This window comes from Paenarthrobacter nitroguajacolicus, from assembly GCF_029952445.1.
In the GTDB taxonomy this organism is placed as follows: Bacteria; Actinomycetota; Actinomycetes; order Actinomycetales; family Micrococcaceae; genus Arthrobacter; species Arthrobacter nitroguajacolicus_B.
In genome coordinates, this window is sequence record NZ_JAQPPK010000007.1 from 93,315 (window position 1) to 108,078 (window position 14,764).

At 63.8% G+C, this 14,764-nt stretch carries 18 protein-coding genes; 1 reads left to right on the forward strand and 17 read right to left on the reverse strand.

What is annotated here, in order from left to right; genetic code table 11:
- Nucleotides 1-19: 19 nt before the first annotated feature.
- The 8 genes from lgt to hisI form a co-directional block, all read right to left on the reverse strand.
- On the reverse strand, nucleotides 20-1,174 hold the full coding sequence (gene lgt, locus PJL15_RS06635; protein ID WP_281450400.1) for a prolipoprotein diacylglyceryl transferase: 1,155 nt from the start codon (nucleotides 1,172-1,174) through the stop codon (nucleotides 20-22).
- Nucleotides 1,175-1,195: 21 nt separating this feature from the next.
- A complete protein-coding gene (trpA, locus tag PJL15_RS06640; protein WP_281450401.1) occupies nucleotides 1,196-2,008 on the reverse strand; it encodes a tryptophan synthase subunit alpha in 813 nt (270 codons plus the stop codon).
- Nucleotides 2,008-3,399, reverse strand: coding sequence for a tryptophan synthase subunit beta (gene trpB, locus PJL15_RS06645; protein ID WP_281450402.1), 1,392 nt, complete (start codon nucleotides 3,397-3,399; stop codon nucleotides 2,008-2,010). Before trpB ends, trpA begins: the two co-directional genes overlap by 1 nt.
- Nucleotides 3,400-3,514: 115 nt before the next feature.
- Nucleotides 3,515-4,333, reverse strand: a complete 819-nt coding sequence (gene trpC / locus PJL15_RS06650; RefSeq protein ID WP_281450403.1) for an indole-3-glycerol phosphate synthase TrpC — start codon at nucleotides 4,331-4,333, stop codon at nucleotides 3,515-3,517.
- Nucleotides 4,334-4,335: 2 nt separating this feature from the next.
- Nucleotides 4,336-4,608: an HGxxPAAW family protein gene (locus PJL15_RS06655; protein ID WP_018778631.1), complete on the reverse strand. Its 273-nt coding sequence runs from the start codon at nucleotides 4,606-4,608 to the stop codon at nucleotides 4,336-4,338.
- Nucleotides 4,609-4,741: 133 nt separating this feature from the next.
- On the reverse strand, nucleotides 4,742-5,344 hold the full coding sequence (locus PJL15_RS06660) for a Trp biosynthesis-associated membrane protein (RefSeq protein ID WP_281450404.1): 603 nt from the start codon (nucleotides 5,342-5,344) through the stop codon (nucleotides 4,742-4,744).
- Nucleotides 5,341-6,921 (reverse strand): anthranilate synthase component I, encoded by a 1,581-nt coding sequence (locus PJL15_RS06665; RefSeq protein WP_281450405.1) that lies wholly within the window; start codon nucleotides 6,919-6,921, stop codon nucleotides 5,341-5,343. Before PJL15_RS06665 ends, PJL15_RS06660 begins: the two co-directional genes overlap by 4 nt.
- 57 nt (nucleotides 6,922-6,978) lie before the next feature.
- Complete coding sequence (hisI, locus tag PJL15_RS06670) at nucleotides 6,979-7,395, reverse strand: phosphoribosyl-AMP cyclohydrolase (RefSeq protein WP_281450406.1); 417 nt, start codon at nucleotides 7,393-7,395, stop codon at nucleotides 6,979-6,981.
- Between the two features lie 90 nt (nucleotides 7,396-7,485).
- On the opposite strand from hisI, the gene PJL15_RS06675 reads away from it, so the two are divergent.
- Nucleotides 7,486-8,130 carry a TIGR03085 family metal-binding protein gene (locus PJL15_RS06675; RefSeq protein WP_281450473.1) on the forward strand — a complete coding sequence of 215 codons (645 nt, stop codon included), beginning with the start codon at nucleotides 7,486-7,488 and terminating at the stop codon, nucleotides 8,128-8,130.
- Nucleotides 8,131-8,213: 83 nt separating this feature from the next.
- Here PJL15_RS06675 and hisF read toward each other — a convergent pair whose 3' ends face one another.
- The 9 genes from hisF to pnuC all read right to left on the reverse strand — a co-directional run bounded on the left by hisF (nucleotide 8,214) and on the right by pnuC (nucleotide 14,721).
- Nucleotides 8,214-8,990, reverse strand: coding sequence for an imidazole glycerol phosphate synthase subunit HisF (hisF, locus tag PJL15_RS06680; RefSeq protein WP_281450407.1), 777 nt, complete (start codon nucleotides 8,988-8,990; stop codon nucleotides 8,214-8,216).
- A gap of 45 nt (nucleotides 8,991-9,035) precedes the next feature.
- Nucleotides 9,036-9,896 (reverse strand): ATP phosphoribosyltransferase, encoded by an 861-nt coding sequence (gene hisG / locus PJL15_RS06685; protein WP_235520531.1) that lies wholly within the window; start codon nucleotides 9,894-9,896, stop codon nucleotides 9,036-9,038.
- 84 nt (nucleotides 9,897-9,980) lie between these two features.
- Nucleotides 9,981-10,244 (reverse strand): phosphoribosyl-ATP diphosphatase, encoded by a 264-nt coding sequence (locus PJL15_RS06690; protein WP_018778638.1) that lies wholly within the window; start codon nucleotides 10,242-10,244, stop codon nucleotides 9,981-9,983.
- 122 nt (nucleotides 10,245-10,366) lie between these two features.
- Nucleotides 10,367-10,852 carry a 6,7-dimethyl-8-ribityllumazine synthase gene (gene ribH, locus PJL15_RS06695; RefSeq protein WP_281450408.1) on the reverse strand — a complete coding sequence of 162 codons (486 nt, stop codon included), beginning with the start codon at nucleotides 10,850-10,852 and terminating at the stop codon, nucleotides 10,367-10,369.
- 18 nt (nucleotides 10,853-10,870) lie between these two features.
- Nucleotides 10,871-11,578, reverse strand: coding sequence for a GTP cyclohydrolase II (ribA, locus tag PJL15_RS06700; RefSeq protein WP_281450409.1), 708 nt, complete (start codon nucleotides 11,576-11,578; stop codon nucleotides 10,871-10,873).
- Entirely contained in the window at nucleotides 11,575-12,270 is a 696-nt protein-coding gene (gene ribB, locus PJL15_RS06705; protein ID WP_281450410.1) for a 3,4-dihydroxy-2-butanone-4-phosphate synthase, read from the reverse strand. Before ribB ends, ribA begins: the two co-directional genes overlap by 4 nt.
- Complete coding sequence (locus PJL15_RS06710; RefSeq protein WP_281450411.1) at nucleotides 12,270-12,896, reverse strand: riboflavin synthase; 627 nt, start codon at nucleotides 12,894-12,896, stop codon at nucleotides 12,270-12,272. Before PJL15_RS06710 ends, ribB begins: the two co-directional genes overlap by 1 nt.
- Nucleotides 12,896-14,032 carry a bifunctional diaminohydroxyphosphoribosylaminopyrimidine deaminase/5-amino-6-(5-phosphoribosylamino)uracil reductase RibD gene (gene ribD / locus PJL15_RS06715; protein WP_281450412.1) on the reverse strand — a complete coding sequence of 379 codons (1,137 nt, stop codon included), beginning with the start codon at nucleotides 14,030-14,032 and terminating at the stop codon, nucleotides 12,896-12,898. The genes PJL15_RS06710 and ribD overlap by 1 nt, the downstream gene beginning before the upstream one ends.
- Nucleotides 14,029-14,721: a nicotinamide riboside transporter PnuC gene (gene pnuC / locus PJL15_RS06720; RefSeq protein ID WP_281450413.1), complete on the reverse strand. Its 693-nt coding sequence runs from the start codon at nucleotides 14,719-14,721 to the stop codon at nucleotides 14,029-14,031. The genes ribD and pnuC overlap by 4 nt, the downstream gene beginning before the upstream one ends.
- Between the last annotated feature and the right edge of the window lie 43 nt (nucleotides 14,722-14,764).

A 14,764-nucleotide genomic window follows, 5' to 3' on the forward strand; every position in this document is an offset into this window, starting at 1 on the left:
GCCCCTGTACCTACGGCGACTACTTGGTGTCGTCTGCCTTAGGCGAGGATCCGGATGCTTTCCTTGCGGCGGTGGCAGCAGATGAACTTTCCGTGGTGGACGTGGTGTCCTGAACGGTCTTCACTGATGCGTCCCGCGGCCCGTCAACGTTGCCCGGATCACTTTGGTTATCTGGGAGATTATCACGCGAACCACTATCTGAGACAGATGCGTCCACATCATGACTGGTGACGCTGGTCACCGCAGCGGGGACAACCTCAGCCTTCTCCTCCGGCTCCCGGCCCCTAAGATAAGGGGTATCCGGCACCGGACGACCACCTCGGGCGAGCACCAGGAAGATGACCAGGGCCGCGACGAAGACGAAGATGCTGGTCCAGACGTTGAGCCTCGTGGTGATTCCGAAAAGGGTGATTTGCTCGGCGTCGTCGATGCGCAGGGCTTCGATCCACACGCGTCCCAGGGTGTAGTACATGGCGTAGAGCCAGAACAGGCGGCCCCGGCGGAAGGCGAACTTCCGGTCCAGCAGCAAGAGGATGGCCACGCCTGCGAGATTCCAGAGCATCTCGTAGAGGAAGGTCGGGTGGAAGAGCGTGCCTGCCGCCATGTCTGGCGGGAAGTTCGCGTTCGACGGATCGATCTCCAAGCCCCACGGCAAGGTAGTAGGCGCACCGAAGAGTTCCTGGTTGAACCAGTTCCCCAGGCGTCCAATGGCCTGTGCCAGCAGCAGTCCGGGTGCCGCGGCATCGAGGAAGGCCGTCAGCTTGACGCCGGCCCGCCTGCAACCGATCCAGGCACCCACCGCACCAAGCACCACAGCACCCCAGATGCCGAGGCCGCCGCGCTGGATCTGCGGGATCAGCGAGAGGTCACCTGTGCCGTCAAAGCCGGGGCCAAAGTACGCGTCGGGCGAGGAAAAGACGTGGTAAAGGCGGCCGCCAATGATGCCGAAAGGGATAGCCCAAATGGCGATGTCCCACAGGCTGCCTTCGGGTGCATTGCGCTGCTTCCATCGCGCTGAGGTCAGCCAGAGGCCAACGATAATGCCCGCCAAGATGCACAGGGCGTAAGCGTGGATACGCAAAGTCCCCCACGGCAGCGGAATGTCGAACCCGGACCACGAAGGGCTCGGGATGCTGAGGGGGACCATTGCCGCTGCGTGGAGGACGGTCTGCATGCGCTTCGCTGTTTCCTTTTCCTAGGCTTCTGCAGCTGCGCGGCCCAGGCCGGCGCTGAGGTTCTTGGTGAGTTGCCCGACGGCGTCCACCCCGCCATCGCGGAGGGCGGCGACCAGTGCGGTACCCACAATGACACCGTCGGCGTAGGCAGCGATCTCCCGGACGTGGTCCGGGTTGGAGACACCAAGGCCTACACACACCCGATCGGCGCCGGCCGCGTGCGCGCGGGCAACGACTTCCTCGGCGGCGCTGCTGACCGAAGTCCGCGTTCCGGTGACACCCATGATGGACACGGCATAGACGAATCCGCGGCTGGCCTTGACCGTCATGTCCAGGCGCTCCGGGGTGGATGAAGGCGCCACGAGGAACACCCTGTCCAGCCCGTACTTGTCCGAGGCGTCAAACCATTCAGCGGCCTCGTCAGGAACGAGGTCGGGGGTGATGAGCCCCGCTCCCCCGGCCTCGGCCAGCCGACGCGAGAACTCGTCTACGCCCATGCGCATGACCGGGTTCCAATAAGTCATGACCAGCACGGCAGCATCGGTGGTTGCCGTGATGCCGGCAACCACATCAAAGACGTCCGATACGCGGAAGCCGTTGGAGATCGCTTCCGTGGTGGCTGCCTGAATGACCGGACCGTCCATGACGGGGTCCGAGTACGGGATGCCGATTTCGATGAGGTCTGCACCGTTGCGGGCCAGCGCAATGCCGGCCTCGATGCTTTCCTGGACCGTCGGGTAGCCGGCGGGCAGGTAGCCCACCAAGGCGGCGCGGCCTTCGGCGCGGGCCTTGTCAATGGCTGCAGCGGACTTGCTGGCGGTTTGCTCGTTCATCAGTTCTGGTCCTCATCAGCGTCCGCGGAGTTGGCTTCCCCGGGTACTTCAGACGCGCGGTCTGAAGGGCCCTTGGGCTTACGGGTGGACAGAGTGGTGCCCTTGACGTGCCCCTCGTCATCCAACATGTTGAACCATGCTGCGGCGGTTTCCACGTCCTTGTCGCCACGTCCGGACAAGTTCACGATGACCGTGATCTCGGACGGGTCTTCCTTGCCCTCAGTGAGGCGGTGGCCAATCTTGATGGCCCCGGCCAGGGCATGCGAGGACTCGATGGCTGGGATGATGCCCTCGGTCCGGCAAAGGAGGCTGAAGGCATCCATCGCTTCGGTGTCGGTCACGGCCTCGTAGGTAACGCGTCCGATGTCGGCGAGGTAGGAGTGCTCGGGGCCAACGCTCGGGTAGTCCAGGCCCGCGGAGATGGAATGCGACTCAATGGTCTGTCCGTCTTCGTCCTGCATGAGGTAGGAACGTGCACCGTGCAGCACCCCGGGGCGGCCCAGGGAGATCGCTGCAGCGTGACGGCCGGTTTCCACGCCTTCGCCGCCGGCCTCGAAGCCGTAGATCTTCACTGAGGCGTCGTCGAGGAATGCGTGGAACAGGCCGATTGCGTTGGATCCCCCACCGATGCACGCACAGATGGCGTCGGGGAGCTTTCCGGTCTGCTCGAGGATCTGGCCGCGGGCCTCTTCACCGATGACTTCGTGGAAATAGCGGACCATGGCCGGGAACGGGTGCGCTCCTGCGGCGGTACCCAGGAGGTAGTGGGTGTGCTCGACGTTGGAGACCCAGTCCCGCAAGGCGTCGTTGATGGCGTCCTTGAGGGTCTGCGAACCGTTGGTTACGGGAACCACCGTTGCACCGAGGAGCTGCATCCGGGCTACGTTCAGGGCCTGGCGACGGCAGTCTTCGGCGCCCATGTAGACAACGCACTCGAGTCCCAGCAGGGCCGCGGCGGTGGCACTGGCAACGCCGTGCTGTCCGGCACCTGTCTCAGCGATGACGCGGGTCTTGCCCATCCTCTTTGCCAGGAGCGCCTGGCCCAGCACATTGTTGATCTTGTGCGAACCGGTGTGGTTCAAATCCTCGCGCTTGAGGAAAATGCGGGCCCCGCCGGCATGCGCCGAGAAACGCTTGGCTTCCGTGAGCAGCGACGGCCTGCCGGAGTAGTTCTTGTTGAGGTCCTTCAGCTCCGCGATGAAATCGGGATCGGCCTTGGCTTTTTCGAAGGTGTCCTGGACTTCGTCCAAGGCGGCGATGAGAGACTCGGGCATCCAGCGTCCGCCGTAGTTGCCGAAGTAGGGTCCCGATGCGTTGCGCAGCGAAGGGCCACCTTGCAGGAATGCGTCTGCCGCATTCTCTTCTGAGCCGGCTGTTGGCGCGTCGACCATCAGTCTCACCGTCCTGTTCGAAGTTAGTTCTTTGGGTAGTTCCACGTGCCACAAGGCAGCCACGGGCTCATGCCCGGGCTGCCTTATGACTGCTTGCCGTGATTCAGTTACTGCCTCAGTTCCTGACGGCGATTGCGGCAGCTCCAGCTGCCTTGAATTCCGAAATCCGTTCACGCGGGGTGGAATCGCTGACCAGCGCTTCCCCCACCAGGATGGCGTTGGCGCCACCTGCCGCGTATTGCGCGACGTCGTCGGCACTCCTGACGCCCGATTCCGCGACCACAACAGCCCCGGCCGGTATCAATCCAGCCAATGAACCGAAAACCGAGCGGTCGACGTCGAGCGTTTTCAGGTTGCGCACGTTGATGCCGATAATCCTGGCTTGAGCTGCGACAGCCCGCTCGATCTCTTCTTCCGTGTGCGTCTCCACCAGCACGTTCATGCCAAGTTCATGGCTCAAGGCGCTGAAGTGTGCCAACTCGGCGTCGGAAAGGGCTGCGACGATGAGCAGGATCAGGTCGGCGCCGTGGGCACGGGCTTCCCAGATCTGGTATTCGTCAACCGTGAAGTCCTTGCGGAGCAAAGGCGTTTCGACGGCGGCACGCACGGCATCGAGGTCGGCCAGCGAGCCGCCGAAACGGCGCCGTTCGGTGAGCACGCTGATGACAGAAGCCCCGCCGTCAGCGTATTGTGCTGCGAGCGATGCGGGATCGTCAATCGGGGCGAGGTCGCCCTTGGAAGGGCTGCGGCGCTTGATCTCGGCAATGACCTTGAGGTCGATGCGCGCGGATGCTGGCCCACCCAAGGCTGCCCAGGCATCGCGTGCAGGTGGGGCACCGGCGGCGCGCTCCTTCAGCTCCTCAAGGGACACAAGACGGCGGCGGGCCTCCATGTCCTCCTTGACGCCAACAATGATGTCATCAAGAACGGTCACGATTAGTGGCCGTTGTTCTGCAGCTTGCTGCCGCCCACTCCGTAGCCCGCCTTGCGCATTACCAGGCCCACGATGAGTCCGATAACCATGACAACCAGGCCGCCGACGAAGATCGGGGTGCTGGCGATGACGAAAGCGATGGAGGAAATCAAGGCGCCAACCAGCATCACAATCACGCAGGTCCAGGCAGCCGGGCTGTTTCCGTGACCGATGGCGTCAGCGTGGCTGGCCATGGTGGATTCAGTTTGGTTTGCGGACACTGTGGTTTTGCTCATGTGAAATCTCCTCAGGATGAATACTGCTTACATTCTGCCATTTATTGACGACGGCCGGGGACATCGTCCGACGTCCGGGACAACGGTGGCGCCAGTGCCGCACCGTTGCTGCCCGAAACCCGCTCATGGCTGCCTACGTGGGGTCCTCGCCGCGGGACAAGCTGTCCCAACTGTCGATCTCATCCACGGGTTCGCCGGTCTGCAAACGCTTGGCCGCTGCGTCGTATTTTGTCCGTGTCTTCCAATACCGTCCAGCCACAGGCAGGACCACGGCGCACACTGCGAGCAGGGCGCCGGCCACGATGGCCGCCACGGGAAACGCTGTTGCCGCGACACTCGCCTGGCCACCCGCGACACCCGTTGCGGCTGCGATGGCTCCCCGGGCCGCACCCAGCGGATCAGCCAGAACGGTGGCTGCCGCCAGGATGATCCCGGCCGCGGACAAAGCAATGATCACCGCGATGATCCACCGCGCGATCCGGCCTGCAATGGAAGCGGCCAAGCCTCCGGCCAAAGCCACCAGGGCCAGCGCCGTAACGGCTGTGGCTGCCTTGTTTCCCGGGACGTGGAGGTTGCTGTTGGAGACTCCCGTGGGATCCAGCTGCACCTCGATCCACGTCTGGGTGGTGGTTCCGAAAACTGCCAGGGCCAGCACTACGGCGGCCAGGACCAGGGTGGACTTGCGGGCCCAACGGGGCGAGGCCTTCGCGGGAAGCGCGGATGCGGAGGCGCTCACGAGGCGGGCGTCCCGTCGTCGGGATTTTCGTTCCGACCGGCGTCTGCCGCGATGTTCTGCAGCGAGCCTGCGGTGTGCACGGCGCGCAGCGGTGCAGCGGCCTTGTTCACTGTCTCCAGGGCTTCGCTGGGCTTGTGCGAGTCGGCAACGATTCCACCACCGGCCTGCACATAGGCGCGGCCTTCGCGGAGCAGTGCTGAACGGATGGCAATGGCCATGTCCATGTCACCTGCGAAGTCCAAGTAGCCCACCACGCCGCCGTAGATGCCGCGGCGGTGCGGCTCAAGTTCATCGAGGAGCCGCAGTGCACGGGGCTTCGGCGCGCCGGAGAGCGTACCCGCCGGGAAGGTTGCTTTGAGGACGTCGTAGGCCTTCGCCTGCGGAGCAAGCCTTCCCACCACGGTGGAGACCAGGTGCATGATGTGGCTGAAGCGCTCCACCTCCATGAACTGGGTGACATCGACGGTTCCAGCCACGCACACCTTGGAGAGGTCGTTGCGGGACAAGTCCACCAGCATCAGGTGTTCCGCGCGTTCCTTCTGGTCCGCGAGCAACTCCGTGGCCAGGGCCTTGTCCGCCTCTACGGTCTTCCCGCGGGGACGTGAACCGGCGATGGGATGGGTGATGACTTCTTCGCCGGTCACTGTAACCAGCGCCTCGGGCGAAGATCCCACGATCGAGTACTCGCGGCCGTCGGTATCCTCCAGGCTGAAGAGGTACATGTAGGGGCTGGGGTTGGTGTTGCGCAGCACGCGGTAAACATCCAAGGGATCGGCGGCACATTCCATCTCGAAGCGGCGCGAAATCACCACCTGGAAGACTTCGCCGTCCACGATCGCTTCCTTGCCGCGATCAATGGCTTCCAGGTACTTTGCTTCGTCCCAGCGTTCCTGCACGCTGGAGGCGAAGTCCAAGGCTGCCGCGTCCAGTACGGAAACGGGCTGGGGAACGGGAGTGCTGATCTGCTCCAGGAGCGATTTCACACGGGCCACGGCGTCGTGCCAGGCGTCATCGACCCGTTCGGTGCTGTCGTCAAAGTTGATGGCATTGGCGATCAGCAGGACGGTACCGTCAACGTTGTCATGAACCGCCATGTCGGTGACCAGGTTCAGCGCCATTTCCGGCAACTGCAGGTCATCCTCGGGCGGGGACGTAAGGCGTTCCCAGTGCCGCACCGACTCCCATCCGAGGAAGCCCACCAACCCGGAAGTGAACGGCGGAAGGCCGTCGAAGCGGTCGGTCTGCAATGCTGCGATGGTGTCGCGCACGGCTTCCACGGGGTTCCCGGAAACGGGCACGCCGACGGGCGGCTCGCCAATCCAGTGCGCTTGGCCGTCCTTGGTGGTCAGCGTCGCGCGCGACCTTGAACCGATGAAGGAATAACGGGACCAAGCCCCGCCTACCGCTGCCGATTCGAGGAGGAAGGTACCGGGCTGGCCCTTGGCGAGCTTACGGTAGAGCCCGATAGGGGTTTCCGCGTCGGCCAGGACTTTGAGCCGGACAGGGATGACACGGCTGTGGACGGCGAGTTCCCGGAACTCTTCCAGGCCCGGGCTGATGATTCCAAGGTCCTGCATGGCTATGTTCTCCGCCTTTTGTCTGAGGTGGTGCGTCAGTGGAAAGTGCTGGGTGCCTTAGTCGCGGTGGCCCGTAACGACTGCAAAGTCGCGACCGTCAAAGCAGGTCCGGGTACCGGTGTGGCAGGCTGCGCCGATCTGGTCCACGCGGATCAGGAGGGCATCGCCGTCGCAGTCCAGGGCGACTGACTTCACGAACTGTACGTGTCCGGAAGTGTCGCCCTTGCGCCAGTACTCCTGGCGGGAACGGGAGTAGAAAGTGACGCGTCCGGTGGTCATGGTGCGGTGCAGTGCTTCGTCATCCATCCATCCGAGCATGAGGACCTCGTTGGTGTCGTGCTGTTGCACGATGGCAGCAACCAGGCCGGCGGAATCACGCTTGAGTGCGCTGGCGATCTCCTGCGGCAACGGACCCGCGGGGTCGCTGGAAAGCTCCACGGCGGGAGAGGGGCTGGGGGCGGACTGCTCTGACATCAGATCAAGTCTAGTGCCTTTGGCGGGGCTGGCTATTCTGCGGCGGTTCCACTGCGCAAGAGCGCTCCGATCGTGCTAGTTTCACAAGTGATGCATTTCGTCGATCCCTCCCGAGAAGTACTGGCCGAAACCCTGCTGGCGGCCGGACCTGACTCCCCCACGCTCTGCGAAGGGTGGAAGACCCGGGACCTTGCCGCGCATTTGTACCTGCGGGAGCGGAAAATCGCTGTAGGCATCGGCCTCCTGATCCCCAGCCTGGGCAAGGCGTCGGAGAAGGCCACCTCCAAACTGGCGTCCGAACTCAAGAGCACGGACGCCTACGCGAAGCTCGTCAAGACCTTTCGGTCCGGTCCCCCGGCTTTTTCTCCTTTGAAGATCAAGGCCCTGGACGAGACCTCCAACCTCATCGAATACTTCGTGCACACGGAGGACATCCGCCGCGCCGGCGACCGTTGGGCGCCGCGGGCGCTGGACGAGGCCTATTCAGATGCCCTCTGGAATGACCTCATCAAGCGCGCGGCGTTCCTGTATCGCGGCGTGGATCTCGGCATCGTTTTGGTCAGGCCCACCGGACCACGACATGTCGCCAAACGCGCTCCGGTTTCCGTGGCCATCGTCGGCGAACCCGGGGAGCTCCTCATGCACGCCCACGGCCGCACCAACCAAGCGTTGGTCACCTTCGAAGGCCAGCCCGACGCCGTCGCGCTTTTGCAGTCGGCGGACATCGGTCTCTGAACAAACAACGCGGGGTCAGTTATGGCCCATCATCCCTTGGATAATGGGCCATAACTGACCCCGCGTTGCACTTAAAGGGTGCGCTACCGGACCTCGAAACCAGCCTCGCGGATGGCGGCCTTGACTTGGGCGATCATGTCGTCAGGACCAAAGTGGAACACTGATGCGGCCAGCACGGCGTCGGCCCCTGCCTGGACAGCCGGCGGGAAATGCTCAGGCGCTCCAGCACCGCCCGAGGCGATGATCGGGATGTTGACCGCTGCGCGGACCAAGCGGATGAGTTCGAGGTCGAATCCGTCCTTGGTGCCATCGGCGTCAATGGAGTTCAGCAGGATCTCTCCCACTCCCCTGTCCGCGGCTTCCTGCGCCCAGGCAATGGCGTCGATCCCGGTACCGGTCCGGCCACCGTGCGTGGTCACCTCAAAACCGGACGACGTCGGGACGTCGCCTTCCCGGGTACGGCGCGCGTCAACGGAGAGCACCAGCACCTGGGAGCCGAAGTGCCGGGTGATCTCGTCGATGACCTCGGGCCTGGCAACAGCTGCGGTATTGATGGACGCTTTGTCCGCGCCGAAGCGAAGAAGCTTGTCCACCTCGGCCACGCCCCGGACGCCACCACCGACGGTGAGGGGGATGAACACTTCCTCGGCGGTGCGGCGAACGACGTCGAACGTGGTTTCGCGGTTCCCCGACGACGCCGTGACGTCAAGGAACGTCAGTTCATCTGCCCCGCCGTTGTCGTAGCGGTGGGCAAGTTCCACCGGGTCCCCGGCGTCGCGAAGGCCTTCAAAGTTAACGCCCTTGACGACGCGGCCCGCGTCCACATCAAGGCACGGAATGACACGTACGGCTACAGCCATGTGCTGCTCCTCAGTTCTGCTGGCTCTACTCGATCAGTGCGTGGGTCAGATCCGGCAGGCGTGGATGCTGCTGACCAGGATGGCCCGCGCGCCGAGGTCGTAGAGCTCGTCCATGATGCGGTTGGTTTCCTTCTTGGGAACCATGGAACGCACTGCGACCCATTCGGAATCGCGCAGTGGCGAAACCGTGGGCGATTCGAGGCCGGGGGTCAGCGCCGCGGCGTCTTCCACGAGATCCTTGCGGATGTCGTAGTCCATCAACACATACTGGCGCGCCACGAGGACGCCCTGGAGGCGGCGGATCAGGATGTCGATTTCCTTGGCGGTCCCATTGGCTGCGCCACCGGAGCCGGAACGGCGGATCAGGACGGCCTCGGACTTCAGGATGGGATCGCCGAAGATTTCCATGCCGGCGGCCTTGAGGGTGTTGCCGGTTTCCACGACGTCGGCAATGGCGTCCGCCACACCGAGGCGGACTGACGACTCCACTGCGCCATCCAGGCGGACCACCGTGGCGTTGACGCCACGCTCTGCGAGGTAGTCGCGGAGCAGGCCGTCATAGCTTGTGGCCAGTCGCTTGCCCTCAAGCTGCTCGACGCCGGTGAAGTCGCCAACGGGGCCGGCGAAACGGAAGGTGGAGGGCGCAAAGCCCAAGGGAAGCAATTCTTCGGCTTCCACCTTCGCGTCCAGCAGGAGGTCCCTGCCGGTAATGCCGACGTCGAGGGTTCCTTGCCCGACATAGACGGCGATGTCACGGGGACGGAGGAAGAAGAACTCGATGTCGTTGTCGGGATCGACCATCACCAGTTCGCGGGAGTCGCGGCGCTGGCGGTAACCGGCCTCGGACAGCATGGCCGAGGCGGCTTCGGACAGGGATCCCTTATTGGGGACTGCTACACGGAGCATTGGGAGACTTTCTTTTTGGAATGGAAGTTTCAGGCACATCGGCCACGCTGCTGGCTCCGCCTAAAGGCAGGCGGAGTGGCGTGGCTAGAGATGCTTGTAAACGTCTTCCAGGCTGAGGCCCTTGGCAAGCATGAGGACCTGCAGGTGGTACAGGAGCTGGGAGATTTCCTCAGCGGCGGCTTCGTCCGATTCGTACTCCGCGGCCATCCAGACTTCGGCGGCCTCTTCGACCACTTTCTTTCCGATGCCGTGGATTCCGGAGTCCAGCTCGGCTACCGTGCGCGAGCCTGCCGGGCGGGTCGCTGCTTTCTCACTCAGTTCTGCGAACAGCGTCTCGAAATTCTTCACGCCCTCCAGACTACTTGCTCCGGGGCCGACGCCGCTTGTTGGGGCCTTGCATGACGAAGGGGATGTGAGTGAACACACACCCACATCCCCTCACGTCATGCTTGGCTAATGCCCGGTGGGCGTCAGCTGAATTGCTTGAGCGTCACGGCCGTGGCCAAGGCAGCAGTGACGGCCTCGTGGCCCTTGTCTTCCTGGGAACCCGGAAGTCCCGCCCGGTCCAGGCCCTGCTGTTCGGTGTCGCAGGTGAGGACACCGAAGCCAACCGGCACGCCGGTGCGGACACTGACGTCGGTGAGTCCCGACGTCGCGGCCTGGCAAACGTAGTCAAAGTGCGGCGTTCCGCCGCGGATCACGACGCCGAGAGCTACGACGGCGTCAAAGTGCGGTGCCAGCCTGGCCGCGGCAACCGGAAGCTCGAAGCTGCCCGGAACCCGCAACAGCGTGGGTTCTGCGATGCCGGCTTCCTTTGCGGCGCGCAGGGCGCCGTCCACCAGGCCGTCCATGATCTGGGTATGCCAGCTCGCGGCCACGATGGCCAGCCTGAGCTGCGAGGTTTCCTCGGGGTTGAGGGTAGTGAGGTCGATGGTGGGCGCGCCGTGTCCGCTCATGGTGTGCTGTGGATCCGTTCAGTCTTGGTTGCTGTCAAAGGTTTGGGGTGAAGCTGTTTTCTTGCCGTTGCTGACCGGCTCGATGTCGAGCGTCAGCAGGTGGTCCATGCGGTCCTTTTTGGTCTGCAGGTACCGCAGGTTCTGCTCGCGCGAAGGCACCTCGGTGGGCACCATTTCCACGACGGTCACTCCAGCCTTGTCCAGCCGGTGCTGCTTGTCCGGATTGTTGCTCAGCAGCCGGACTTCATGGAGGCCCATCTCGGCGAGAATCTGGCCTGCTGCGTTGTAGGAGCGCGCATCCACAGGCAGGCCCAACTGCTCATTGGCCTCGACAGTATCGAATCCGGCTTCCTGCAAAGCGTAGGCCTTGATCTTGTTGGCCAATCCGATTCCGCGCCCCTCTTGTCCGCGCAAGTAGAGCAGCGTTCCGCCTTCCCGGTGGATGAGTTCCAGTGCGAAGGCAAGCTGTTCACCGCAATCGCAGCGGTAGGAGCCAAATACATCGCCCGTCAGGCATTCCGAGTGCAGGCGCACCAAGGGAGCCTGACCACCCTTTGGGAGGTTGGGTGAGCTGACGGCGAGATGTTCAATTCCCGCTGCATGGTCGGTCCACGCCTGCGCCACGAAATCGCCGTAGGCCGTGGGCAACTGGACGATCGGCCCACCGCTCACAGGGTGCGGTCCGGGCTCCGTGTGCCCACTGCTGCGTGTTGTCGATGCGGTCATCGCTTCTCCTCGTCTCCCCGTGAATCATCCGCCGCCTGGGACTCTACCGCCTCAACATACGACACCAGGTCCTCGATGGAGATGAGGGGGCATCCATGTTCGGCGGCAAACCCGCGCAGGCTGTCCAAGCGCATCATTTCACCGTCGTCATGTACCAACTCTGCGATCACACCCACCGGGGCGAGCCCGGCCAGACGACACAAGTCCACGGCAGCTTCCGTGTGTCCCGGACGTTCCCGCACTCCCCCCTTAACGGCCCGCAGCGGGAAAATATGCCCGGGACGGGTGAGTGAGGCCGGAGTACTGCTCGGATCCGCCAGAATCCGGGCGGTCAAGGCCCGGTCCGTGGCGGAAATACCCGTGCTTACTCCCATCGCAGCGTCACAGGAAACAGTATAGGCAGTACCCTTAGCATCTTGGTTGATTTCCACCATGGGAGGCAGGATCAGGGCGTCGGCCCGCTCACCTTCCAACGGCACGCAGATGACGCCCGAGGAATACCGGATAGTCCACCCCATGAGGGCCGGCGTGGCGTGTTCCGCGGCAAAAATGATGTCGCCTTCGTTTTCCCTGTCCTCGTTGTCCACCACGATCACGGCCTTACCGGCCGCCATCGCGGCAATGGCCGACTCCACGGGATCAAGGCCGGGACGCTGCGCCGTAGCTGGCTGCGGCTTGGTAGGCGCGCTCATCAGTTGCCTCCGTGCTGCGGAGCGAACGACAAAAGGCGCTCGGTGTATTTCGCCAGGACATCCACTTCCAGGTTGACGTGTCCGCCCAGGGGCTTGGCCCCCAGTCCTGTCTCTTCCAGCGTGGTAGGAATGAGGCCGACCTCGAACCACGGTTCCGCTTCGGACGCCGCGCTGACGGCCGTCACGGTCAGCGAAACACCGTCGACGGCGATCGATCCCTTCTCGGCGATGTACCGTGCCAGCGGGGCCGGTACGCCGAACCGCAGGCGGTCCCAGTTGCCCAACGCTTCGCGCTCCAGCAGCTCACCCACCCCGTCAACATGGCCCTGCACGACGTGGCCGTCCAGACGTCCGCCTGCAGGAACACAGCGTTCCAGGTTCACGGTGTCCCCAGCGGCCAGTTCCCCAATGGTGGTCCGCGTCAGGGTCTCGCCCATGACGTCCACGCTGAAATCCTGGCCGTCAATGCTGGTAGCCGTGAGGCACACCCCGTTGACGGCGATTGAGCCGCCCAAGGGCAGGTCACCCGAGGTGGTGGGTGCCTTCAATCGCAAGGTTGCGCTAGCGTCGCCGTCGTGCTCAATGCCAAGGACGGTGCCTTGTTCTGCGACGATTCCGGTAAACATCAGTGTCCTCCTGTGACATATTCCGCAGCTTCACCATGTGAGGCCACACGCGTCTGCGGAATCGAATTCTTTGTGGTGTTGGAAGCGCGTCCGGCGGGGCGAAGATGCAGCCGAAGATCGTTGCCGAGTGTGCGGACCGGGCCGCCGGAGGCCTCGTCCCACGCCCAGTGCTGGGCATCGGCAAGTGTGCCGATTCCCAGGTCGTTGAGGGCCGGCGTCCCGGATCCCAGCAGGGTCGGCGCCAGGTAGACGATCAATTCATCCACCAAACCGGCAGCCAGGAACGTGCTCAGGATGCTCGAACCGCCTTCGACCATCACGTGGCGGACGCCCTCTTCGAAAAGAAGGTGCAGCGCCTCGGCAGGATCCCGGGTTGGCAGGTGCCGGAAGAGGTGGTCGGTTCCGCGAACAGCAGCTTGTTCCGGGACATCCCTGAGGCCCATGACTGCCCTGATGGGCTGACGCTGGGAAAGTTCACCGTCCGGGGTTCGGGCCGTCAACCGCGGGTTGTCGATGAGCACAGTTCCGGTGCCCACCAGGATCGCGTCGATGAGCCTCCGCAAAGCGTGGTTGTCGGCCAACGATTCCGCGCTGGAAATCCACTGACTGGTGCCATCAACGGCGGCGATCCGGCTGTCCAGGGTCTGTGCAATGTGCAAGGTGACGAAAGGGCGTTTGGCGGCAACGGCGTCAAACCAATCCCGGTTAAGGTCCAGCGCCTCATCGAACCTGAGCCCTGATGTGACGTCCACCCCTGCGGCGCGAAGGGTCCTGGCACCGCCGGCGGCGGGGTCATGGGGATCGTCGACGGCGTAGATCACCTTCGCGATTCCGGCGTCAATAATTGCCTGGGCGCAGGGCCCTGTCCGGCCTACGTGGTTGCAGGGCTCGAGCGTGACCACCATGGTGGTGCCGTTGATGTCGATTCCCTGGCGCTGGGCCTCGAAGATCGCGTCGGCCTCCGCGTGCGCCGTTCCGGCGCCGCGGTGGTAGCCGGTGGCGAGTTGCTCGCCTTCGACGCTGAGGATCACCGCACCCACCAGTGGATTCGCTCCCCGCCGGCCCTCAAGTGCGGCGGCCAGCGCCGCATCCATGGCAGCCCTTTCAGAGGGCGCAAACAGGCTGGGCGCGCTCATCGTACGCCTCCCGCCGCTACTGGAACCTGCGGAATGGCGCCACGTTCACGCTTTTCAGCCCGCCACCACACAAAGAATCCGGTGAGCGTAAAGAAACCGTAGAACAGGTACATGACGGCACTGGCGTAGTAGCCGGCACTGAAAAGCAATGGCACTCCGACGATGTCCACGGCGACCCAGATGAGCCAGAATTCGGTCCACCCGCGGGCCATGCCGTAGGTGGCCAGGAGCGAGCCCATGAAGGTCCACGCATCTGCCCAGACAGGAGGGTAGGAGCCCAGGGCGTCAAATAGCGGCGTGAGCGCCGCGGTTCCCGCTATCATCGCGCCAATCAGCACCAGGCGGACCTTGTTGCTTGCCCAGCCCGGGACCACTGCCCTGCCCTGGGTGCTCGATTGGCGGCCTTGCTGCCACCGGTACCAGCCATAGACGGCGACGGCGATGAACATCATTTGCCGGCCGGCCTGTCCCCAGAGGGTAGCCGGCGCAGCGGCGCCAAAAACGTTGCCGAGGAACACGGTGAGCAAGAGTATGTTGCCGACGATACCTACCGGCCAGGCCCAGACTTTCCGGCGCATTCCGCCGAGGGCGCTGAGCAACCCAAAGATGTTTCCAAGCACTTCGCGTAAGACAAGAGCAGATCCTCCAACGGGGATCTGTGCTTCGAAGAGCCATCGCAGAAAGTCCATGCCGTTCCTTCCCAGTAAGCCGCGATGACTCCGGGGGTGTACG